Origin of the sequence: Simplicispira metamorpha, from assembly GCF_004341365.1 — a bacterium.
Lineage (GTDB): Bacteria > Pseudomonadota > Gammaproteobacteria > Burkholderiales > Burkholderiaceae_C > Simplicispira > Simplicispira metamorpha.
On the sequence record NZ_SLXH01000025.1, the window covers coordinates 37,287 to 58,805 of the forward strand.

The following is a 21,519-nucleotide window of genomic DNA, read 5'->3' on the forward strand; positions in this document are numbered from 1 at the left end:
CCCGCGAAATTTCTCCATGAGCACCCTGATCATCCACCTGCCCCTGACGCACCCGGGGCCCCACACCGAATACCGCTACACGCTGAGCACCGATGGCCACAGCGCCACCGGTCATGCCAGCGCGCGCGCGGCGCTGCTGCCTGCACCCGGGCGCGCTGCTGGCGAGATCGTGGCCGTGGTGCCCGCGCGCGCGCTGTCGTGGCAGCGTGTGCAGCTGCCCCAGGGCGTAGGCAGTGCATCGCCGCGCCTGCGTGCCGTGCTCGAAGGGCTGCTGGAAGATCGCCTGCTGGACGACCCCGCGCAACTGCACTTTGCCCTGCAAAGCGGCGCTCGGGCGGGCAGCACCGTGTGGGTAGCGGTATGCGATCGCGCCTGGCTGCGCGCCTGCCTGCAAGCGCTGGAAGCGGCAGGCCGCCCGCCCGCCCGCGTGGTGCCCGAATTTGCCCCGGTCGATGGCACCGACAACAGCACCCACCACAGCGCTACCGACCCGCACGCGCCCGGCGCCTGCTACGTGCAAGGCACCCCGGAAGACGCCCACCTGGTCATCACCCACTACGGCAGCGACCACGGTGTGGCCGTACTGCCGCTTGGCGCCGCCGCGCTGGCGTTGGGCCAGCTGGCCGGGGCCGATCACGCAGCCACACCGCTGTACGCCGAGCCCGCCGTGGCCGCGCTGGCCGAACGCCTGCTGGGCCGCCCGGTGCAACTGCACACCAGCAGCGATCGTGCCGTACTGGCCGCGCGCAGCCGCTGGGACTTGGCGCAGTTCGATCTGTCCAGCTCGGGCCGCACCCGCGCCCTGCGCAAAGTGGGCACGCTGGCCGGTGCCATGCTGCAAGCGCCCCAGTGGCGCGCTGCGCGCTGGAGCGCCGCCGCGCTGGTGCTGGCACACCTGGTCGGCCTGAACGTCTGGGCCTGGCAAGAGCGGCAGGCGCTGGCCACCAAACAGGCCGCCGTGCGCAACGCACTGACCGATACCTTTACACAGGTGAAAGTGGTGGTTGACGCACCGGTGCAAATGGAGCGCGAGCTGGCCCTGCTGCGCCAAAGTGCTGGCAGCCTGTCGCCGCGTGACCTGGAACCCTTGCTGGCTGCTGCCGCCGGCGCCTTGCCCCCCACCTGGCAAGCCAGCAGCATCGACTACACCCCTGGCGAGCTGCGCCTGGGCGGCCCGCCCCTGAGCGAGCAAGAACACACCGCCGCCCACAGCAACGCCCGCGCCAGCGGCTATACCCTGCACACCGAAGGCAACACCCTGGTGCTGCGCCCCGGAGCCACGCCATGAACACCGCTGCCCCATCCACCCACGCCTCCGCACTGCGCGCACGCTGGCAAGCCCTGGCGCCGCGTGAACAGCGCCTGATGCTGGCTGCCAGCGCCCTGGTCGCACTGGCCCTGCTGTGGTGGCTGGCGCTGGCACCGGCACTGCACACGCTGCGCACGGCCCCCGCACGCCACGCCAGCCTGGATGCCCAACTGCACACCATGCAGGCCCTGCGTGCCGAAGCCCAGCAGCTGCAAAACGCCACGCGCATCCACCCCGACACCGCCCTGCGCGCATTGCAAACTTCGGTCACCGAGCGCTTTGGCACCAGCGCCCGCCTGGGCCTGGGCGGCGACCGTGCCACCCTCACGCTGCAAGGCACTGCCGCCGATGCCCTGCTGCCTTGGCTGGCACAGGCCCGCAGCAATGCCCGCGCACTGCCCCAGGAAGTCCACCTGGTACGCGCCAGCGTGGCCGAGCGCACTGCGGCCACCGGCGCAGCCCGGCCCCCTGCCACGCCCACCACCCTCTCCACCGCCACGCCGCTGCCTGGCGCACGCAGCCTCTCCAGCGCCAATGGCACCGCATCGGCGCGCCCCACCAGCGCGCCAGACCACCACGCCAGCGCCGCCGTGCGCTGGAGCGGAACGCTGGTGCTGGCCCTGCCCGCGCGCTGAGCGCACTGCTGGCCCGTGCCGCCCCTGCCTGCCGTGACTGCCTCCCCCCGCCCCACATCCCGCCACACCGCACGCAGCGCTGTGCCTGCACCGCGCTGGTCACGCACAGCCACACCCCATCGCGCCCGGCGTGCGCCCTGGGGCTGGGCACTGGCGGGCGTGCTGGCCGGGGCCATCCCAGCGGTGCTGGCATTTGCCCCGGCACAGTGGCTGGCGGCGGGCGTGGCCCAGGCCAGTGCAGAGCGGGTGCTGCTGATTCAACCGCGCGGCACGGTCTGGACGGGTTCGGCCCAGCTCGTGCTGACGGGCGGGGCAGCCAGCCAGGATCGCGCGGCCCTGCCCGGGCGCATCAGTTGGCGCCTGCGCCCCACGCTGGACGGGCTGCGCGCGCAGCTCCATGCCAGTTGCTGCACCAGCGCCCCCCTGCAAGCGCAGGTGCAACTGCGCTGGGGCGGTGCCCGCCTCACCGTGGCCGACGGCCACAGCCAATGGCCCGCCGCCGCGCTGACCGGGCTGGGCACCCCCTGGAATACCGTGCAGCCCCAGGGCCAGCTGCTGCTGCGCACCCAGGGCCTGCAAGCCGACTGGGCCAGTGGCCGCCTGCAGCTGGGCGGCCAGGTGCAGCTTGATGCGCTGGCGCTGTCGTCGCGCCTGTCCACGCTCAAACCCATGGGCAGCTACCGCCTGGTGCTGCAAGGCGCCAGCGTGCCCACCCTCACCCTGCAAACCCTGGAAGGCGCGCTGCAACTGAGCGGCAGCGGCCAATGGGTGGGCCAGCGCCTGCGCTTTTCTGGCGAGGCCCGCGCCTCCCCCGAGCGCGAGGCCGCGCTGTCCAACCTCCTGAACATCATTGGGCGGCGCAGCGGCGCGCGCTCGCTTATCACCCTGGGTTAACCGTCCACACCATGCACCACCTGACCAAGCACCCTTTGCAAATTGCTATTCAAATGATAGCTGCTGGCGCTTTACTGGTAAGCGCTAGCGGCCATATTCATGCACAAACCGCCATCGATACCGGCACCGCCAGCGTGCGCCCGGGCGAACCCGTCACGCTGAACTTTGCCAACGCCGACATCGAGGCCGTGGCCCGCACCATGGCCACCATCACCGGGCGCAACGTGGTGGTTGACCCGCGCGTCAAAGGCCAGCTCAATCTGGTGACCGAGCGCGCCGTGACGCCCGCCGCCGCCTTCCAGCAGTTTCTGGCGGCGCTGCGCTTGCAGGGTTACACGGTGGTGGAGGCTGCGGGCCTTTACAAAGTGGTGCCCGAGGCCGATGCCAAACTGCAAGGCGGCAGCGTCAGCGTGGCCCAGCCGGGCAGCAGCGGCCCGGCGGGTGGGCAAATCGTCACGCAAATCTTCAAGCTCAACTACGAAAGCGCGGGCAACCTGGTGCCGGTGCTGCGCCCGCTCATCAGCCCGAACAACACCATCAACGTCAACCCCGGCACCAACGCGCTGGTGATCACGGACTACGCCGACAACCTGCAACGCCTGGGCAAGATCATTGCGGCCATGGATGTGTCCAATGCCAGCGACGTGGAAGTGATTGCGCTGCAACACGCCATTGCCGCCGACCTGGCGCCGCTGGTGGCGCGGCTGATCGACTCGGGCAGCGGCACAGGCAGCGCGGGCACAGGCGCAGGTGCGCAGGGCCAGACCGACACCTCGTTCAAAACCACGCTGCTGGCCGAGCCGCGCAGCAACTCGCTGGTGCTGCGCGCGGCCAACCCCGCGCGCGTGGCCCAGGTGCGGGCGCTGGTGGCCAAGCTCGACCAGGCGCCCGCGCCCGGCAGCAGCGCTGCCCACGGCAACATCCACGTCGTCTATCTGAAAAACGCCGACGCCACCAAGCTGGCCATCACGTTGCGCGCGGCCATGTCGGCCATAGCGGGCAACGCCAGTGCCGCCACGGGCAGTGCTGGCGGCAGTGCCTCTGCGGCCAGCGCGTCCAGCAGCGCCAGCACGAACGCCGGCATGGGCAACACCAGCAGCATGGGCGCCGGTGGCGGTCTGGGCGCAAGCGGCCCCATGGGCAATGCCAACGCCAACCAGCCCTCCACGGGCGGACAAATCCAGGCCGACCCGAGCACCAACTCGCTCATCATCACCGCGCCCGAGCCGCAGTACCGCCAGCTGCGCGCCGTCATCGACAAGCTCGATGGCCGCCGCGCCCAGGTGCTGGTCGAGAGCCTGATCGTCGAGGTCAACGCCAACAAGCTGGCCGAGTTCGGTATCCAGTGGCAAAGCGTTCTGGGCAACAAGGGCGATGGCACCGTGGGCCTGATTGGCACCAACTCCAACAAATCCGGCGCCAACATCATTGGGGTCATGGCAGGCATTGCGCAGGGTGCCACCAAACTGGGCGAAACCGCAGGCACGCTGGGCCGTGGCCTGAACCTGGCGCTGGCACCGCGCATCAATGGCCAGTATTACCTGGGCGCGCTGGCCAACTTTTTGCAAAACAGTGGCGACTCCAACGTGCTGTCCACCCCCAACCTGATGACGCTGGACAACGAAGAGGCAAAAATCGTCATCGGCAAGAACGTGCCCTTTCCCACCGGCTCCTACACCAACACCGGCGGCAACAACGGCGCGGTCAATCCCTTCACCACCGTCGAACGCAAAGACGTGGGCCTGATGCTGCGCGTGCGCCCGCAGATCAACGAAAACGGCACCGTGAAGATGTCGATTTACCAGGAAGTCTCGAACATCGACACCGCCACGCTCGGCGACAAAAACGGCCCCACCACCAGCAAGCGCTCCATCGAATCGAACGTGCTGGTGGAAGACGGCAGCATCATCGTCATTGGCGGCCTGCTCGAAGACAGCTACTCGCAGGCCGAAGACAAGGTGCCGGTGATGGGCGACATCCCCGTGCTGGGCAACCTGTTCCGCAGCGAAAACCGCGAACGCAAAAAAACCAATCTGATGGTGTTCCTGCGCCCCGTGGTGGTGCGCGACGCGGCCACCAGCGACTCGTTGATGGTGGACCGCTACGACGCCATCCGCGCCATGCAACAGGTGGTGCAACCCCAGCCCAGCGTGGTGCTGGGCACCGTCTCGGGCGCGCCTTTGCTGCCTGCGCTGCCCGCACCAGCCGCCACCCCGGCGCCCGCTGCGGCGCCCTCGGCCCCACCCGCCAGCGCTCTGTAAGCCGCCATGCGCTACCCCCTGCCCTACGCCTTTGCACGCACCGCCCAGCTGCTGCTGGAGGACGACGGCCAGCAACTCGTGCTCTGCCACGGCCCGGCGCCCGAGGCCACCGCCCTGTCCGAAGTGCTGCGCAAACACCGCGTACACCAACTGCAAGCCCTGGACGCGCACAGCCTGGCCCAGCGCATCAGCGCCGCCTACGCACAGGGCGAATCGAGCGCTGCCACCGTGGTCAGCGAAGTGGAAGAAGGCGCCGATCTCTCGCGCATGATGCAAGAGCTGCCAGCGGTAGAAGACTTGCTGGAGGCCGCCGACGACGCCCCCATCATCCGCATGCTCAATGCCCTGCTCACGCAGGCCGCGCGCGACGGCGCCAGCGACATCCACATCGAGCCCTACGAGCGCCACAGCAGCGTGCGTTTTCGCGTCGATGGCTCGCTGCGCGAGGTGGTGCAGCCCAACCGCGCACTGCACGCCGCCCTGATCTCGCGCCTGAAAATCATGGCCGACCTGGATATTTCCGAAAAGCGCCTGCCACAAGATGGCCGCATCAGCCTGCGCCTGGGCACCCGTGCGATTGACGTGCGCGTCTCCACCCTGCCCAGCGCCCACGGCGAACGCGCCGTGCTGCGCCTGCTGGACAAAAGCAGCGGCACCCTGAGCCTGGAATCGGTGGGCATGCAGGGCGACACCTTGCAGCGCTTTACCAGCCTGATTGCCCAGCCACACGGCATCGTGCTGGTCACCGGCCCCACCGGCTCAGGCAAGACGACCACGCTGTACGCTGCCCTCTCGCGCCTGGACGCCACGCAGAGCAACATCATGACGGTGGAAGACCCGATCGAGTACGAGTTGCCGGGTGTGGGGCAAACGCAGGTCAATAGCAAGATCGACCTGACCTTTGCCAAGGCCCTGCGCGCCATCCTGCGCCAGGACCCGGACGTGATCATGATTGGTGAAATCCGCGACTTCGAGACCGCGCAGATCGCCATCCAGGCCAGCCTGACGGGCCACCTGGTGCTGGCCACGCTGCACACCAACGACGCCGCCAGCGCCGTCACGCGCCTGACGGACATGGGCGTGGAGCCGTTTTTGCTCAGCTCATCGCTCTTGGGCGTGCTGGCCCAGCGGCTGGTGCGCAAATACTGCGGCCACTGCCACGGCAAGGGCTGCGAGCACTGTGGCCACACGGGCTACGCGGGCCGCACTGGCGTGTTCGAGCTGCTGACCACCACCGACGCCATCCGGGCGCAAATCCACAACCAGGCATCGGAAGCCGACATCCGCGCCGCCGCGCTGACCGATGGCATGCAACTGATGCGCGACGACGGCGAGCGCCTGATTGCCGCAGGCATCACCAGCCGCGAAGAAGTGCTGCGGGTCACGCGCGACTGAGGGCCGCGCCACACACGCCGCAGCCGTGCGCCCGCCAGGCGCCATATAACCAAGACACGCACAAAACAGCGTCGTATGATGCGCCGAGGGGGTGAGGGGCTGAAACACGGCGGCGGGTGTTTTTATTTTGACGACCCATATCAATCCCATTTTTCCGGCACATCCCACCCGAAACACTTTCACCATTGCAGGTAATCACCGCTCCATCCAACCCGCCAGAAAGGACTTTTATGAGCAACGCGCAAAACGACCATGAGAAATTCATTCGAATGGCCATTGAGCTTTCTGCCAGAGCCGCACTGGAATACGCCACGGGCGGGGCTTTTGGCTCCGTGATTGTCAAAGATGGCAAAGTGATTTCTACCGGCATGAACCGGGTGGTTGCCAGCCATGATCCCACCTGGCACGGTGAGATGGAAGCCATACGGTTGGCCTGCATTACGCTGCAAAGCTTCAAATTGCCAGGTTGCATTCTGTACACATCGGCTGAACCCTGCCCCATGTGCATGGCCACCTGCTACTGGGCAGGTATTGATCAGGTTTTTTATGCCGCCACCGTAGAAGACGCTTTGGAATATGGCAACTTTGATGACCGGCCCATTTATGAGCAACTGGCCCTACCCAAAGAACAGCGCTCCATCAAAATGACGCAAATGCTGCAAAAAGAAGCGGTAGATGTGTGGAAAGAATACAAAGCCAAGCCTGACAAAATACCGTATTAATCCGCCCACGGCCACCCTATTGGCAAAAGCAGGCATTCTCAAAACACTGCATCCAGTACAAAATGAGCTCTATTGCTGTGCTTGTCCTTTCTGCCAAGGTACGCCCAGAAAAAATCAGAGATTTTTTTGAGTGGCAGCTCCAATACAGCAAGGCTGTCACGGTATTTCCGGGATTTTCCAGCAGCGATGTCATTCCTCCCGCAGAGGAAAAAGGCACCGACTGGACGATGATTCTGAATTTTCGCTCCGACAAAGAACTGGCAGCCTGGAAAGAAAATCCCCAATCCCACCAGCTGGCTGACGCTGCCCGCATTTTTCTTGACAACAGCCGCCTGGAAGAAAAGGTGCCCGCCAGTGCCCCTGGCGATGCGCCGGGCACCTATGTCACGGAGGCTATTTTTTCGTCTATCAAACCTGGGATGGAAAACACCTACCGCGAGTGGACATTCCGGATTCAGGCGGCCCAGGCCAAATACCCAGGGTATCGCGGCATGTATTTACAAGCGCCCGCCTCCAGCCAGGGGCACCACTGGACTACCCTTTTGCGCTATGCCAGCGCCCAGGAGCTTGAAGCCTGGATGACCTCGGCAGAGCGGGCTGAACTGCTGAAAGAATCCAAGGGCTTTATCGACAATGAAGAGTCCATGCGCTTCGGCACCGCATTTCCCGGCTGGATACCTGTGCCCTCCCACCATGGCAAGAGCGCACCGCCCTGGAAAATAGCGCTTCTGGTGCTTTTGGGCTTGTTCCCCGTGGTGATGCTGGAGATCAAGTTTCTTTCCCCCTTGCTGGCCCCGTTGGGCTGGGGCGTGTCGGCCACCACTTTTATCGGCAATGCCCTCAGCGTTGCAGTTACCAGTTTTTATACGGTGCCCGCGTCCATTCGGTGGTTTAACTGGTGGCTTTTCCCGGATCAGCAAAAAGCAGGCGCTGTCTCTTTGCAAGGCCTTGCGGTTCTGGCCGTTTTGTTTGCCCTTGAAATCGTGTTTTTTTCCTGGCTATTGAGCGGCGCCTGAAGCAGGCCAAGGCATGTAAACACCCGCCTGCCCCGACACGCCAAGGTTTTTCAATGCTTTTTATGGCTCCAAGCCTTATGGAGTGGGCGCGAGCAGCTATCAAATTTGGGGTTTAACCGCGTGCCCCGCTCCCCGCGTTGGAGCGAAACTGCTCCAGGGCGCGGTGCGTGACCACCAGCCGCTCGCGTTCCAGGCAATGCTTGATGAACTCGTTGGCCGTGGTTTCGTGCATTCCCTCCAGGGCGCGCTGCTGGCGCTCTTGTAGCCAACGAGAGAACTCTTCCAGCGTCAGTGGTGTGGTCTCAGTGCTCATTTTTTCTTGGCGGGGCAAAAGTGCAATGCAGAAAATGGTGTGTCGGTGGGCATGGGCTGGCGACAGGGATGGTGCCCCACCCATGGGATGGATGAATGGCACATATTGCCGCACCGGTCACAAAGAGTAACGCATTACGCCCCCAGCATGGCTGGGGAAAAGCCGGGATTTCAGGCTTTTTTTGCGCGTTTCATCACGGTAGTGCATCGGCCGCCGCCCCACGTCCCTCCGAGGCGCTGGGGTGTTTTTACCGCAACAGATGCTTCTGGATTTTGCCGCTGGTGGTTTTGGGCAGTGCCTGGACAAAGTGGTAGCGGCGCGGGCGCTTGTAGTGCGCCAGCCGGTCGCCGTGCAGCAAAAAGCCGTCCAGCACCTCTGGGCTCAGTGGCACGCCCGGCTTGGCCACCACATGGGCAGCGACGATGTGGCCCCAGGTCGGGTCGGGCTCGCCCACCACGGCCACTTCCAGGATGCCGGGGTGCTCGATCAGGGCGTCTTCGACTTCGCGTGGATAGACGTTCTCGGCGCCGGAATTGATCATGTGGTCGATGCGGTCGCGAATCCACAGGTAGCCCTGGACATCAAGGCTGCCCAGGTCGCCGGTGTGGTACCAGCCAAACGCCAGCGCCTTGGCATTGGCTTCGGGGCGGTTGAGGTAGCCGCGCATCATGCAGGGGCCGCGCACCAAAATTTCTCCGACCTCGTCGGGCGCGCACAGGTCGGCAGGGTCAGAGGGGCTGCCATCGGGCGGCACGCGGGCAATGCACAGGTCGTGGTTGAGCGATGGCAGGCCGCCCGAACCGGCGTGGCTCAGTTGCTCGTGCGGATAAAGCACGGCCATGCACGGGCCCATTTCGGTGGTGCCGTACACCTGCACCAGGCCCGCGCCCACCTGCTTGTCCCATTCACGGATGAGATGCGGCGCCATGGAGGCGCCGCCGTATTCCACCAGGCGCAGGCTGGCCAGGTTGCGCCGCGCCACGTCCGGGTGGTGCAGCAGCAAAGTGACCATGGTCGGGGCGGCAAAGAAGTGGCTGACTTGCTCGGCCTCGACCAGGCGCCAGGCTTCCCCGGCGTCAAAGCGGCGCAGCAGCACCTGCGTAGCGCCCAGTTGCAGCCGGGGCAGAAAGCTGGTGTGCAACTCGGCGGTGTGGTTCAGGGGCGCCACCGACAGGCCCACGTCTTCGCGCGTCAGCCCCATCGCCTGGTGCATCAGGGCGTTGTGCGCCAGCTTGCTGCGGTGGCTGTGGATGACGCCTTTGGGCCGCCCGGTGGTGCCGCTGGTGTACATCAGGATGCACGGGTCTTGCTCGTCCACGCACACGGGCGGCGCGCTGTCGCTCTGGTGCTGCACCAGCGCGGGCAGGCGGGCGCTGGCAAAGGCGGGCGCGGCATCCGCGTCGGCGTACACCCAGTGCTGGGTGGGCGTGCCGTGCTCGCGGGCTTTTTCCACTACGTCGCTGCCTTCGCGCTCGAACAGCAGCACCTTGGCGCCGCCGTCGTTCAGGATGAAGGCCAGCTCCTGGGGCGCCAGCCGGTAGTTGATGGGGTTGAAGATGGCACCCACGCGCGCCGCCGCCAGCAGGGCAAAGACAAACGCGGGCGTGTTGTACAGAAAGGCGGCCACCACGTCGCCCTTTTGCACCCCCAGGCCCAGCAGGGCGTGGGCGTGGCGGTTGACCTCGGCGTCGAGCTGGGCAAACGTCCAGACGTGGCGCTGGGCGCCAGCGCCCTCGGCATCCCAGGCGATCAGCGCGGGCTTGTGCGGAAAGTAGCGGGCGGGCCAGGCAAGCGTGTCCCCCAGGGTCAGTCCGCGGCCCAAAGCGTGCGCAGCGCAGGCGTGGTCGTTCATGGCAATGCAATCGGGAAGTTTTGGAGGCGCAAGAGCATAAGTGCGCCGCTGCGCAGCGCGAAATACAGATTTCTTCTTTGCTCAAGCCTGCCGCGCACCCCCACCGGGGCAGGGCCAGCCCCGGCCCCTTAGCGCCCCAGACCGCGCTGCAACTCGTGCAGCAGCAGCGTGATCTGGCTACCGGCATGGCGGCATGCCTTGTGTACCTGCGCGGCCTGTGCCAGGTCGCCCGCCTGCACCAGGGCGACCATCTCGGCCGCCTGCGCATGGAAGTAACGGTGGCGGCGCACCAGCATGTGGTAGGCCGGGTAGTGCTCCAGTGGCGCGCGCCCGGCGCCGTGCAACCATTGGCCCAGATGGCAGCAGGTGTCGTCGTGGGCCATGGCGGGCTGCATGGCTGCGTCGGGGGTACCTTCCAGCACGTCTTGCAGGCGCTGGCTCCAGGCCTGGTGGCTGGCGATGGCGTCGTCAATGTCCAGTTGCAGCATCAGCGTGGCGGCATCGTCACCAAACAGCACCAGTTCGCTGGCGTTGTCCTCGGGCAACACCGTCCACTCGTCCGAGATGGGCTTGCCATCGGCGCGTGGCGGAAACAAGCGGCTGAAAAATCCCATGGTTCCCTCCTGAAAACACCAGCCGTGTCGCCCGATAGCGCAAAGCCTGCTTTTTTTGATCGGGCCCATTATGGTGACGCCCCCGGTGTGCGTGAAGCCGTGAAGTGCCAACGCCATCACCAACGCCACCACCCAAGTGGCTAATCCTGTAGCCAGCACGGGTTGGCGCGGCGCGCCCACAATGGGCGCCATGACATCCATTCAACGCCCTGTTCTTTCCATGCTGGATCTGGTGGCCGTGCGCGAAGGCGGCACGGTGGCCGACGCCCTGCACATTGCCCTGCGCACCGCCCAACACGCCGAATCGCTGGGCTTTACCCGCTACTGGCTGGCCGAGCACCACAACATGCCCGGCATTGCCAGCTCGGCCACGGCGGTGCTGGTGGGCCACATTGCCGGGGGCACGCAGCGCATCCGCGTGGGCTCGGGCGGCATCATGCTGCCCAACCACGCGCCGCTGGTGGTGGCCGAGGCCTTTGGCACGCTGGCCGAGCTGTACCCGGGCCGCATCGACCTGGGCCTGGGCCGCGCCCCCGGCACCGATGGCCCCACCATGCGCGCCCTGCGCCGCGACCGCGTCGAAACCGAAGAAGACTTTCCGCGCGATGTGGCCGAACTGCAACGCCTGCTGGGCCCGGCGCAGCCCGGCCAGCGCATCACCGCCGTACCGGGCGCGGGCACCCATGTGCCGATCTGGCTGCTGGGGTCCAGCCTGTTCTCGGCGCAGCTGGCGGCGCACATGGGGCTGCCGTATGCGTTTGCCTCGCACTTTGCGCCGCGCATGCTGCTGCAAGCGCTGGCGCTGTACCGGCAGTTGTTCCGCCCCTCGGCCACGCTGGCCAAGCCGTATGTGGTGGTGGGCGTGCCCGTGGTGGCCGCACCCACCGACGCCGAAGCCGAGTTTCTGGCCAGCAGCACCTACCAGCGCGTGCTGGGCATCCTGACCGGGCGGCGCGGCCAGCTGCCAGCGCCTGTGGAGAACTTCATGGCCACGCTGGGCCCGCAAGAGCGCGCGGGCATTGCCGACTTCCTGGCCGCAGCGGTCATCGGCGGCCCCGACACGGTGCGCGCCGGTTTTGCCGCGCTGGCCCAGGCCACGCAGGCCGACGAGTTCATGCTGGTGAGCGATGTGTTCGACCCGGCGCTGCGCCTGCGCTCGCTGGACATCGCCGCCGCCGCGCAGGCCACGCTCTGAAGCACGGCTGCATCGCCTCCAATTTGCTCCTGAAATAGGAGCTTATAGCGCACGACTGGCGCGGCTTGGAGGCAGTTTTTGCTTCATTTTTACCCGCAGCCGCATCCGGCTCAACGCGCCAGGTAGCCGCCATCGACGGGGTAATACGCCCCCGTGACGAACGAGGCACGGTCTGAACTGAGCCAGGCCACCAGCTCGGCCACCTCTTCGGGCTTGCCCAGGCGGCCCAAGGGGTGGGCCTTGACCAGCGCGGCGTGGGTGGCGGCGTCTTGCTCCAGGGTGCTGATCATGGGTGTGTGGATGAAGGCCGGGCCCACGGCGTTGATGCGCACCCCGCGCGCGCCGTACTCCAGTGCGGCCGCCTGCGTCAGCCCGACCACGCCGTGCTTGGCCGCCGTGTATGCCGGGGCGTTGGCAAAGCCCACCGCGCCCAGAATGGACGCCACGTTCACGATGGAGCCACCGCCGCTCTCCAGCATGGCCGCAATCTGCTGCTGCATGCCGTAAAACACCCCCGACAGGTTGATGCGGATGACCTGCTCCCACGCCTGCACGGGGTAGTCGGCGGTGGGGGCCTGCACGCCGCCAATGCCAGCGTTGTTGCAGGCCACATCCAGCCGCCCAAAATGCGCCACCGTGCGCTGCACCAGGGCGGCGGCGTCGGCGCTCTGGCCCACATCGGCGGGCACGAACAGTGCCTGGGCCCCATGAACACGCACCAGGGCCGCGGTTTCCTCGCCCCCATCGACGTTGGTATCGGACACCACCACCGAGGCGCCTTCCCGGGCCCACACCAGGGCGATGGCGCGCCCGATGCCCGATGCACCCCCCGTCACCAATGCCACCTTGTTTTTCAGCATGCAAACCTCCTGAACCACCTTTTGCCTGGCCCCCTGCGCTGCGGCACTGCGGCAGCTCACCGCCACGCGCCGACCGCAGACTGAGCCAACATCATGCCGCAACCACTGCACGCGCACCATCTGCCGCCAGCCGCCCGCCACAGTCAACCGCTACCATGGCGCCCTGACTTTTCTGCCCTTGCACACCCGCCAAGCCACCTTCCATGCCTGCTTTTTCTTTTGAAGCCCTCGACGCCCAGGGCCAGACCCGCAAAGGCGTGCTGGAGGCCGACACCGCCAAGGCCGCGCGCGGCCAACTGCGCGCACAGGCGCTGGTGCCGCTGGCCGTGCAGCCTGTGGATGCGGGCCAGGCCGCAGGCGCCAGCGCGCACTGGAGCCAGCGCCTGTTCACGCGCGCGGCCTTCAGCGCCACCGCTCTGGCGGTGTGGACGCGCCAGCTCGCCGGTCTGGTGGCCTCGGGCCTGCCGCTGGAGCGCGCGCTCACCGCCCTGGCCGAAGAGGCCGACGACGAGCGCCAGCACCACCTGGTGGCCGTGCTGCGCGCCGAGGTCAACGCGGGCTCCACCTTTGCCCGTGCGCTGCAACAGCACCCGCGCGAGTTCTCGGACATTTACTGCGCCGTCATCGGTGCGGGCGAGGCCAGCGGCAGCCTGGGCCTGGTGCTGGAGCGCCTGGCCGATGACCTGGAAGAGCGCCAGGCGCTGCAAGCCAAGCTGGTGGGCGCGGCGCTGTACCCGGCCATCGTCACGCTGGTGGCCATCACCATCGTGCTGTTTCTGGTCACTTACGTGGTGCCGCAGGTGGCCAGCGTGTTTGCGGGCACCAAACGCGCCCTGCCCTTCCTCACCGTGGCCATGCTGGGCCTGAGCAGCGGCGTGCGCAACTATGGCTGGCTGATGCTATCCACTCTTGTTTTGATAGCTGTTGGCGCACGTCTGGCCTTGTCAAAAGCCGATTTTCGTGAAAAATTTGACGCCGCCTGGCTCACGCTGCCGCTGGTCGGGCGGCTGGCGCGCGGCTACAACGCGGCGCGTTTTGCCAGCACGCTGGCGATGCTGGCGGGTGCGGGCGTGCCCATCCTGAAAGCGCTGCAAGCCGCCGCCGAAACGCTGAACAACCGCGCCATGCGCGCCGATGCCCTGGACGCCCTGGTGCTGGTGCGCGAGGGCGCGCCCCTGGCCTCGGCGCTGGCGCAGAAAAAGCGCTTTCCGGGTCTGGTCGCCATGTTTGCCCGGCTGGGCGAACAAACCGGCCAGCTGCCCGTGATGCTGCAACGCGCCGCCACCCAGCTGTCTGCCGAGGTACAGCGCCGCGCCCTGCAACTGGCCACCATCCTGGAGCCGCTGCTGATCGTGGCCATGGGGCTGATCGTCATGCTCATCGTGCTGGCGGTGCTGCTGCCCATCATCCAGCTCAACCAGTTCGTCAAATGAGTACCCCCCTGCGGCGCTGCGCGCCATCCCCCCCAAGGGGACGCCACCAGCGCGGCGGGGCGGCCCTTGCGCGGTGGCCGCTGGCTGGGGCCACGCCATTGCGTGCGCTGCGCATGGTGCGAGCGCACAGTGAAGCCCACTACGGAGATACCCGATGGCTTTGAACCTGCATGACCAACTGGTGGTTGCCATCTCCTCGCGCGCCCTGTTCGACTTTGAGGAAGAGAACAACGTCTTCGAGCACGGCAACGATGCGGCCTACGTCGCCCTGCAACGCCAGCGGCTGGAGCTGCCCGCCGCGCCCGGCGTAGCGTTTTCGCTGGTGCGCAAGCTCCTGGCCTTCAACAGCGCCGAGCACCAGCGCGTGGAGGTGGTGTTGCTGTCGCGCAACGACCCGGTCAGCGGCATGCGGGTGTTCCGCTCCTGCCGCGCCCACGGCCTGCCCAGCGTGCAGCGCGGCGTGTTCACCCAGGGGCGCGACCCGTTTGGCTACCTGCGGCCCTTGGGCGCGCACCTGTTCTTGTCGGCCAACGAAGCCGATGTGCGCCAGGCCCTGCACCTGGGCTACCCGGCCGCGCGCGTGCTGACCGAATCGGTGCAGGCCGGCGACGCCCACCCGCACGAGGTGCGCATTGCCTTTGACGGCGACGCGGTGCTGTTCTCCGACGAGGCCGAGCGCGTGTTCCAGGCCCAGGGCTTAGCGGCCTTTCAGCAGCACGAAACCGACAAGGCCGCGCAGCCATTGCCCGAGGGCCCGTTCAAGCCGCTGCTGGTGGCGCTGCACCGCCTGCAACAGGCCGCCGACACCGGCATGCGCGTGCGCACCGCGCTGGTCACGGCGCGCAGCGCGCCCGCGCACGAGCGCGCCATCCGCACGCTGATGGACTGGAACATTGCGGTGGATGAAGCCATGTTTCTGGGCGGCCTGCCCAAGGGGGAGTTTCTGCGCGAATTCGAGCCCGATTTTTTCTTTGACGACCAGACCGGCCACGTCACCTCAGCGGCGCAGCATGTGCCCTCGGGCCACGTCAGCAGCGGCATCGCCAACCCACCCCCAGTGGGCACAGCACAGAAAAATATGGGTTAAATCGGCACCAAACGCTTGCACAGCAAGCGCTAATAGCTATCAAATGAATAGCAATCAAACCCCATTGCAGGGCCTGCAACCAGACTACAAACCGCCGGTGCGCTTGACCTTGGGGTCAGAGTAGGTGATGGGCTCGTCGTTCTTGACCTGCTGGGCCATGCGCTCTTGCAGGGTGGTCTTGTTGATTTCCTGCGCCATCTCGATGGCGGTGCCGCTGGCACGCCACATCGACTGGATGAACTCCAGCAGTTGCTTGTAAATAGGCTCTTTGGGGGGCTCGGGCGGGGTTTCTTCAACCTCTTTCTTTTCTTCTGACAGCGTCCAGTCGCGGTTGGGCGTGTCGGGGTCAGAAGGCTTCTCGGGGGTCTTGACGATGGCGCCCTCGCCCAGCCTGTCCATGGACTCGACCGGATTGGCCGCATGGATGGGGCGCACCGGAACCGCACCCGAGGCTCCGGTGGAATACAAGTCAGCGCCCTGGGGACGCCACAGCGGCGATCGGTCAACAGGTGGCAGTTGCATGGCAATAGTCCGCAAAGTAAGAAGGGAGCGACAGCCTCTTACCGCCGTCTCGTACCTTTATTACGGCAAAAAGCGGGGCAAATTAAGCCCTTTTTCACCAATCAGACCGCCCGGCCTTTTGACTACAGCCCCTCCCGCACAGCCTCGGAGGCTACAAAAAGCGCTCCAGCAGACGGCGTGAATGGCGGTCCAGTGCCAGGGTGTCGGGCACCTTGTATTGCAGGCCATCGCTGCCGGTGATGAGCAAGCGGGTGCGGCCGCTGAGGCGGCGGATATCTTCCTCGGCCTTGAGCACCAGCTGCGTGGCGCCCCGGTCGGTCTGCACCGTCCAGGTGCTGGGCGTGGAGAACCCGGACACGGCGATGATTTTCTCGATGGTGGGCACAAACTCGCGCACGGCCAGTTCTTCTTCGATCAGGGTGCGTGCGGAGGCAGGCACATCGGCCAGACGCTCAATCCAGAGCAGCTCGTGGCCATCGCTGCCGACCAGGGAGAGCCCTTCGCCGGGCGCAGCAATCGGGAAGGCGCGTACCGGCAGCACGCCCGCGTGCTCGGTGCCGTCAGGCAGGGTAAGCACCAGACGGCCATGGGCGTTGCGGTGCAGTGGCAGGGAGAAAGACGTATCGGACATGGTGGGGTGCCTTGCGGGTTTCAGGGGTTGCCTGCGGGATGGGCCGAGTGCAGCAAGCCGCTGTCCACCAAAATCCCGGCGGCCTGTGCGTCTTCTTCGGCGCGGCGCGCCTGGGCTTCGTACAGCCGCCAGTAGGCGCCCTGTTTTTCCATCAGTTCGTCGTGCGGACCCACTTCAACGACTTCACCACGGTCCATCACCACCAGGCGGTCGGCCTTGCGCAGTGTGGACAGGCGGTGGGCAATGGCGATGGTGGTGCGGCCCTGCACCAGGTTGTCCAGCGCTTTCTGGATTTCTTTCTCGGTCTCGGTATCGACAGCGGAGGTGGCCTCGTCCAGGATCAGGATGCGCGGGTCAATCAAGAGCGCGCGGGCAATGCTGATGCGCTGGCGCTCGCCGCCCGACAGGCCCTGGCCGCGCTCGCCCACCAGACTGTCGTAGCCGTGCGGCAGGCGCAGGATGAACTCGTGCGCGTGGGCCGCGCGGGCGGCTGCCACGATCTCGGCGCGCGTGGCCTCGGGTTTGCCATAGGCGATGTTTTCGGCGATGGTGCCAAAGAACAGAAATGGCTCTTGCAGCACCAGGCCAATGTGGCGCCGGTAGTCGCTCACGGCCATGCGGCGGATGTCGATGCCATCGACCTGGATGGAGCCCTCGCTCACATCGTAAAAACGGCAGATCAGGTTCACCAGCGTGCTTTTGCCCGAGCCGCTGTGGCCCACCAGGCCGATCATCTCGCCGGGGCGAATGTCCAGCTCCAGCCCCTTGATGACCGAGCGGCTGCCGTAGCGAAAGCCCAGATTGCGCAGGCCGATGGCGCCCTGCACCTTGTCCACCTTCACGGGCTGGGCCGGGTCGGGCACGTTGCTGACGTGGTCGAGGATGTCAAAAATGCGCTTGGCCCCGGCAGCGGCCTTTTGCGTGACCGACACGATGCGGCTCATCGAGTCGAGTCGGCCATAAAAGCGCCCGATGTAGGCGATGAAGGCCGTGAGCACGCCCACCGTGATCTGGCTCTTGGACACCAGCCAGATGCCAAAGCCCCAGACCACCAGCAGGCCGATTTCGGTCAGCAGCGAGACGGTGGGCGTGAACAGGCTCCAGGTGCGGTTGAGCTTGTCGTTGACCTCCAGGTTGTGCTGGTTGGCGTCGTGGAAACGCTGGGCCTCGCGCTTTTCCTGGGCAAAGGCCTTGACCACGCGGATGCCGGGGATGGTGTCGGCCAGCACGTTGGTCACTTCCGACCAGACGCGGTCGATTTTTTCAAAACCGGTGCGCAGGCGGTCGCGCACGGTGTGGATCATCCAGCCGATGAAGGGCAACGGCACCAGCGTGACCAGCGCCAGCCAGGGGTTGATGCTGAACAAAATGGCCGCCGTCATGCAGATCATCAGCACGTCGGTGATGAAGTCGAGGGCGTGCAGCGACAGGAATACGTTGATGCGGTCGGTCTCGGAGCCTATGCGCGCCATCAGGTCGCCGGTGCGCTTGCCGCCAAAGTAGTCCAGTGACAGCTTGAGCAAATGCTCGTAGGTGGTGGTGCGCAAATCGGCACCAATGCGCTCGGACACCAGCGCCAGGATGTAGGTGCGCGCCCAGCCCAAGCCCCAGGCGGCCAGCGCCGACAGCAGCAGCCCGCCCAGGTACATCAGCACCAGAGCCGGGTCAATCTGCTGGCCGTTCTGGAACGGGATCAGGATGTCGTCCATCAGCGGAATGGTCAGGTACGGCGGCACCAGCGTAGCCGCCGTGGAAGCCAGCGTGAGGCCAAACCCGGCAGCCAGCTGCCAACGGTAAGGGTGGGCAAAACGCCACAGGCGCAGCAGCACCCAGGTCGAGGTTTGGGGCCGCTGGGCGCGGGCGCAGGCCGGGCACTCGTCGCTGTCCGGGGGCAGCGGGGTGTGGCAGCTGGGGCACAGGGGCGCTGTCTGCTCGTCATCGGCAGAGACCGCACCGGGTTGCAAGCGCTGCAATTGGCGCTCAAAGCGCTGCACCAGCCGCAGGGCCTGGGCCTGCGCGCCCAAGGTGAAGCGCCACAACGCCAGGCGCTGGCGGGCATCGTGCAGCTCCAGCGTACCGACGCCACCGTGGTCGATCAGGCGCAGCTCCAGGCCCGGGGCCAGAGGCCACTGGCGCAGGCCCGGCCCCTGCGGGTCAGCGTCCATGCGCGAGAGCAAGCGCTGGTCGGTGAGCACAATCTGGCCCGTCTGGAAACGCAGGTCAGCGCTCAGGTCAACCGCCAGCGCCTCCAGCACGTTTTCGTGGGGAGCGAGCACGGCTCGCCACTCGGTCCCGTCGGGGCCTGTCAAGACACCCGAAGCATTCACAGGAAGATGTTGCATGTTGGTTTGTATTTCCGCTACCGGCGGCATACTGCAAAGGCCCGCGCGGGAGTGCGGATTCTCTCCCATCGGGGCCTCCGGGCAGGGGCCGATCCCCGCTTAACGCACACACCGCACCGCGCGCTGACACCTGCCAGCGCGCACAATGAACCACCCTCTTCCCCGCAAGGGCCGTCACACCCCTTACCCGCTGCAACCCATGGCGAAATTCAACGACATCCAACTGCTGCGCATCAACTACCTGCGCGGCCCCAACATCTGGACTTACCGCCCTGTGCTGGAAGTCTGGCTCGATCTGGGCGCCCTCGAAGACCACCCCTCCCACCAGATTCCCGGCTTCAATGACCGCCTCACGGCCTGGTTGCCCGCACTGGTCGAGCACCACTGCGGCGTGGGCGAGCGCGGCGGCTTCTTGCAGCGCCTGCAAGAGGGCACCTGGTGCGGCCACGTGCTGGAGCACATCGTCATCGAGCTGCTGAACCTGGCAGGCATGCCCACCGGCTTTGGCCAAACGCGCAGCACCTCGCAGCACGGCGTCTACCGCATGGTGTTCCGCGCCCGTGAAGAACAAGTGGCGCGCGTGGCGCTGGAGTGCGGCCACCGCCTGATCATGGCCGCCATCAACGACGAACCCTTTGACGTGGCCGCCGCCGTGGCGCGCGTGCGCACCGAGGTCGATGACCGCTACCTCGGCCCAAGCACGGCCTGCATCGTCACGGCAGCGGGCGACCGGGGCATTCCGCACATCCGCCTCAACGATGGCAATCTGGTGCAACTGGGCTACGGCGCCCGCCAGCGGCGCATCTGGACGGCCGAGTCCGAATACACCAGCGCCATTGCCGAAGGCATTGCCAGCGACAAAGACCTGACCAAAAGCCTGCTCAAAGCCTGCGGCGTGCCCATCCCCGAGGGCCAGGTGGTGGCCACGCCCGAAGAAGCCTGGGAGGCCGCTCAGGACATCGGCCTGCCGGTGGTGGTCAAGCCCTCCAATGGCAACCACGGGCGCGGCGTGACCCTGGACCTGCGTCGGCGCGAAGAAATTGAAGCGGCCTGGCACGTGGCCGAGCCCGAGGGGCGCGAGGTGATGGTCGAGCGCTTCATCCCCGGCGACGAACACCGCCTGCTGGTGGTGGGCGGCAAGGTGGTGGCGGCGGCGCGCGGCGAGGTGCTGTGCATCACCGGCAACGGCCAATCCACCGTGGCAGAACTGATCGCCACCCAGCTCAACTCCGACCCGCGCCGGGGCTACGAAGAGGAATATCCCCTCGAAATCATCGACGTGGCCACCGACGCCAAGGTGCAGCTCGAACTCAAGCGCCAAGACCTGAGCGCCGACGCCGTGCCCGCTGCGGGCCAGCAGGTGGTGGTGCAGCGCAACGGCAACGTGGCCGTGGACTGCACCGACGACGTTCACCCCGAGGTGGCCTACATCGCCCAACTGGCGGCCAAGGTGGTGGGCCTGGACATTGCGGGCATCGACATGGTGGCGCAAGACATCTCCAAGCCGCTGCACACCCAGGGTGGTGCGATTGTGGAAGTCAACGCTGGCCCTGGCCTGCTGATGCACCTCAAGCCCGCCGAGGGCGCGCCCCGCCCCGTGGGCCAGGCCATTGCAGAACACCTGTTCCCCATCGACGACGCCCAAGGCGGCGACGAGGCCGGGCGCATTCCGGTGGTGGGCGTGGCGGGCACCCGGGACGCCTCCACCATCGCCCGCCTGGTGGCCTGGCTGCTGCACCTGGGCGGGCACTACACCGGCCTGGCCTGCAAAGACGGCATGTTCATGAACGAGCGCTGCGTGGACACCCGCGACAGCGCCCACTGGGCGGGCGCACACCGCCTGCTGATGAGCCAGATGGTGCAGGCCGCCGTGATCGAGAACGACGCCCGCACCATCCTGCGCGATGGCCTGGCCTATGACCGCTGCACCGTGGGCGTGGTCACCGACATGGACGGTTTTGACACCCTGGCCGATTTCGACATCCAGACCCCCGAGCAAATGGCCAAGGTGATGCGCACCCAGGTCGATGTGGTGCTGCCCAGCGGGGCCGCCGTGCTCAACGCTGCCGAGCCCGAAGTGGCCGACCTGGCCCGGCTGTGCGATGGCGCCGTCATCCTCTACGCCACCGACCCCGACCTGCCCGCCATCACCGCGCACCGCGCCAACGACCACGGCCGCGCCGTGCTGGTGCGCGGCGGCCACGTCGTGCTGGCCACCGGCAGCAGCGAAAAATCCCTGGGCGCGCTCGATCGCCTGGGCTTTGGCCGCGACACGCCCAACGTCCACACGCTGCTGGCGGCCATCGGTGCGGCCTGGGCGCTGGACATTGCCCCCGACCTGATCGCCGCAGGCATCAAGACCTTCGAGCCCCAAGTGCCCGCTGTCGGCGGCGCACGCACCCCTGTTCTTCCCCTTTGAGCCGCCCGAAAGACACCCC

The 21,519-nt window shown here is 66.6% G+C and carries 18 protein-coding genes; 11 read left to right on the top strand and 7 right to left on the bottom strand.

Annotation, left to right across the window (positions count from 1 at the left end; genetic code table 11):
* Positions 1 to 16: 16 nt before the first annotated feature.
* From gspL to EV674_RS13185, 7 genes are all read left to right on the top strand, one after another.
* Positions 17 to 1,288 (top strand): type II secretion system protein GspL, encoded by a 1,272-nt coding sequence (gene gspL / locus EV674_RS13155; protein WP_119013771.1) that lies wholly within the window; start codon positions 17 to 19, stop codon positions 1,286 to 1,288.
* Positions 1,285 to 1,944: a type II secretion system protein GspM gene (gene gspM, locus EV674_RS13160; protein WP_119013770.1), complete on the top strand. Its 660-nt coding sequence runs from the start codon at positions 1,285 to 1,287 to the stop codon at positions 1,942 to 1,944. The genes gspL and gspM overlap by 4 nt, the downstream gene beginning before the upstream one ends.
* A gap of 150 nt (positions 1,945 to 2,094) precedes the next feature.
* Positions 2,095 to 2,838, top strand: a complete 744-nt coding sequence (gene gspN / locus EV674_RS13165) for a type II secretion system protein N (protein WP_157983695.1) — start codon at positions 2,095 to 2,097, stop codon at positions 2,836 to 2,838.
* A gap of 11 nt (positions 2,839 to 2,849) precedes the next feature.
* Positions 2,850 to 5,099 carry a type II secretion system secretin GspD gene (gene gspD, locus EV674_RS13170; protein ID WP_119013769.1) on the top strand — a complete coding sequence of 750 codons (2,250 nt, stop codon included), beginning with the start codon at positions 2,850 to 2,852 and terminating at the stop codon, positions 5,097 to 5,099.
* A 6-nt stretch (positions 5,100 to 5,105) separates the two neighbouring features.
* Positions 5,106 to 6,494 (top strand): GspE/PulE family protein, encoded by a 1,389-nt coding sequence (locus tag EV674_RS13175; protein WP_119013768.1) that lies wholly within the window; start codon positions 5,106 to 5,108, stop codon positions 6,492 to 6,494.
* 230 nt (positions 6,495 to 6,724) lie between these two features.
* Positions 6,725 to 7,216, top strand: a complete 492-nt coding sequence (locus tag EV674_RS13180; RefSeq protein WP_119013767.1) for a nucleoside deaminase — start codon at positions 6,725 to 6,727, stop codon at positions 7,214 to 7,216.
* Positions 7,217 to 7,278: 62 nt separating this feature from the next.
* Positions 7,279 to 8,232: an antibiotic biosynthesis monooxygenase gene (locus tag EV674_RS13185; protein ID WP_119013766.1), complete on the top strand. Its 954-nt coding sequence runs from the start codon at positions 7,279 to 7,281 to the stop codon at positions 8,230 to 8,232.
* A 112-nt stretch (positions 8,233 to 8,344) separates the two neighbouring features.
* Here the strand turns inward: EV674_RS13185 and EV674_RS13190 are convergent, their stop codons facing one another.
* From EV674_RS13190 to EV674_RS13200, 3 genes are all read right to left on the bottom strand, one after another.
* Complete coding sequence (locus EV674_RS13190) at positions 8,345 to 8,545, bottom strand: hypothetical protein (RefSeq protein WP_132750453.1); 201 nt, start codon at positions 8,543 to 8,545, stop codon at positions 8,345 to 8,347.
* A 247-nt stretch (positions 8,546 to 8,792) separates the two neighbouring features.
* Complete coding sequence (locus EV674_RS13195) at positions 8,793 to 10,397, bottom strand: long-chain-fatty-acid--CoA ligase (protein WP_119013764.1); 1,605 nt, start codon at positions 10,395 to 10,397, stop codon at positions 8,793 to 8,795.
* A 128-nt stretch (positions 10,398 to 10,525) separates the two neighbouring features.
* The gene (locus tag EV674_RS13200) at positions 10,526 to 11,011 is read right to left on the bottom strand and encodes a CZB domain-containing protein (RefSeq protein ID WP_119013763.1); all 486 of its coding nucleotides are present in this window, start codon (positions 11,009 to 11,011) and stop codon (positions 10,526 to 10,528) included.
* 190 nt (positions 11,012 to 11,201) lie between these two features.
* Between EV674_RS13200 and EV674_RS13205 the strand changes: the two genes are divergently transcribed.
* Complete coding sequence (locus EV674_RS13205; protein ID WP_119013805.1) at positions 11,202 to 12,206, top strand: LLM class flavin-dependent oxidoreductase; 1,005 nt, start codon at positions 11,202 to 11,204, stop codon at positions 12,204 to 12,206.
* Between the two features lie 110 nt (positions 12,207 to 12,316).
* On the opposite strand, the gene EV674_RS13210 is transcribed toward EV674_RS13205, so the two are convergent.
* Positions 12,317 to 13,066, bottom strand: coding sequence for an SDR family NAD(P)-dependent oxidoreductase (locus EV674_RS13210; RefSeq protein ID WP_119013762.1), 750 nt, complete (start codon positions 13,064 to 13,066; stop codon positions 12,317 to 12,319).
* Positions 13,067 to 13,269: 203 nt separating this feature from the next.
* On the opposite strand from EV674_RS13210, the gene gspF reads away from it, so the two are divergent.
* Both gspF and EV674_RS13220 read left to right on the top strand, forming a co-directional pair.
* Positions 13,270 to 14,499, top strand: coding sequence for a type II secretion system inner membrane protein GspF (gene gspF, locus EV674_RS13215; RefSeq protein ID WP_119013761.1), 1,230 nt, complete (start codon positions 13,270 to 13,272; stop codon positions 14,497 to 14,499).
* A 154-nt stretch (positions 14,500 to 14,653) separates the two neighbouring features.
* Positions 14,654 to 15,586 (top strand): 5'-nucleotidase, encoded by a 933-nt coding sequence (locus EV674_RS13220; protein WP_119013760.1) that lies wholly within the window; start codon positions 14,654 to 14,656, stop codon positions 15,584 to 15,586.
* 84 nt (positions 15,587 to 15,670) lie between these two features.
* Here the strand turns inward: EV674_RS13220 and EV674_RS13225 are convergent, their stop codons facing one another.
* The 3 genes from EV674_RS13225 to EV674_RS13235 all read right to left on the bottom strand — a co-directional run bounded on the left by EV674_RS13225 (position 15,671) and on the right by EV674_RS13235 (position 19,081).
* Positions 15,671 to 16,108, bottom strand: coding sequence for a hypothetical protein (locus EV674_RS13225; RefSeq protein WP_119013759.1), 438 nt, complete (start codon positions 16,106 to 16,108; stop codon positions 15,671 to 15,673).
* A 151-nt stretch (positions 16,109 to 16,259) separates the two neighbouring features.
* On the bottom strand, positions 16,260 to 16,739 hold the full coding sequence (locus EV674_RS13230) for a cyanophycin metabolism-associated DUF1854 family protein (protein WP_119013758.1): 480 nt from the start codon (positions 16,737 to 16,739) through the stop codon (positions 16,260 to 16,262).
* A gap of 20 nt (positions 16,740 to 16,759) precedes the next feature.
* Positions 16,760 to 19,081 carry a cyanophycin metabolism-associated ABC transporter gene (locus EV674_RS13235; RefSeq protein ID WP_119013804.1) on the bottom strand — a complete coding sequence of 774 codons (2,322 nt, stop codon included), beginning with the start codon at positions 19,079 to 19,081 and terminating at the stop codon, positions 16,760 to 16,762.
* 199 nt (positions 19,082 to 19,280) lie between these two features.
* Between EV674_RS13235 and EV674_RS13240 the strand changes: the two genes are divergently transcribed.
* Positions 19,281 to 21,500, top strand: a complete 2,220-nt coding sequence (locus EV674_RS13240) for a cyanophycin synthetase (protein WP_119013757.1) — start codon at positions 19,281 to 19,283, stop codon at positions 21,498 to 21,500.
* Positions 21,501 to 21,519 lie beyond the last annotated feature (19 nt).

Bases quoted from the DNA above. Each gene is read 5' to 3' on its own strand.
- gspL (WP_119013771.1), top strand. From the start codon at position 17: ATGAGCACCCTGATCATCCACCTGCCCCTGACGCACCCGGGGCCCCAC.
- gspM (WP_119013770.1), top strand. From the start codon at position 1,285: ATGAACACCGCTGCCCCATCCACCCACGCCTCCGCACTGCGCGCACGC.
- gspD (WP_119013769.1), top strand. From the start codon at position 2,850: ATGCACCACCTGACCAAGCACCCTTTGCAAATTGCTATTCAAATGATA.
- EV674_RS13175 (WP_119013768.1), top strand. From the start codon at position 5,106: ATGCGCTACCCCCTGCCCTACGCCTTTGCACGCACCGCCCAGCTGCTG.
- EV674_RS13180 (WP_119013767.1), top strand. From the start codon at position 6,725: ATGAGCAACGCGCAAAACGACCATGAGAAATTCATTCGAATGGCCATT.
- EV674_RS13185 (WP_119013766.1), top strand. From the start codon at position 7,279: ATGAGCTCTATTGCTGTGCTTGTCCTTTCTGCCAAGGTACGCCCAGAA.
- EV674_RS13190 (WP_132750453.1), bottom strand. From the start codon at position 8,545: ATGAGCACTGAGACCACACCACTGACGCTGGAAGAGTTCTCTCGTTGG.
- EV674_RS13195 (WP_119013764.1), bottom strand. From the start codon at position 10,397: ATGAACGACCACGCCTGCGCTGCGCACGCTTTGGGCCGCGGACTGACC.
- EV674_RS13200 (WP_119013763.1), bottom strand. From the start codon at position 11,011: ATGGGATTTTTCAGCCGCTTGTTTCCGCCACGCGCCGATGGCAAGCCC.
- EV674_RS13205 (WP_119013805.1), top strand. From the start codon at position 11,202: ATGACATCCATTCAACGCCCTGTTCTTTCCATGCTGGATCTGGTGGCC.
- EV674_RS13210 (WP_119013762.1), bottom strand. From the start codon at position 13,066: ATGCTGAAAAACAAGGTGGCATTGGTGACGGGGGGTGCATCGGGCATC.
- gspF (WP_119013761.1), top strand. From the start codon at position 13,270: ATGCCTGCTTTTTCTTTTGAAGCCCTCGACGCCCAGGGCCAGACCCGC.
- EV674_RS13220 (WP_119013760.1), top strand. From the start codon at position 14,654: ATGGCTTTGAACCTGCATGACCAACTGGTGGTTGCCATCTCCTCGCGC.
- EV674_RS13225 (WP_119013759.1), bottom strand. From the start codon at position 16,108: ATGCAACTGCCACCTGTTGACCGATCGCCGCTGTGGCGTCCCCAGGGC.
- EV674_RS13230 (WP_119013758.1), bottom strand. From the start codon at position 16,739: ATGTCCGATACGTCTTTCTCCCTGCCACTGCACCGCAACGCCCATGGC.
- EV674_RS13235 (WP_119013804.1), bottom strand. From the start codon at position 19,081: ATGCAACATCTTCCTGTGAATGCTTCGGGTGTCTTGACAGGCCCCGAC.
- EV674_RS13240 (WP_119013757.1), top strand. From the start codon at position 19,281: ATGGCGAAATTCAACGACATCCAACTGCTGCGCATCAACTACCTGCGC.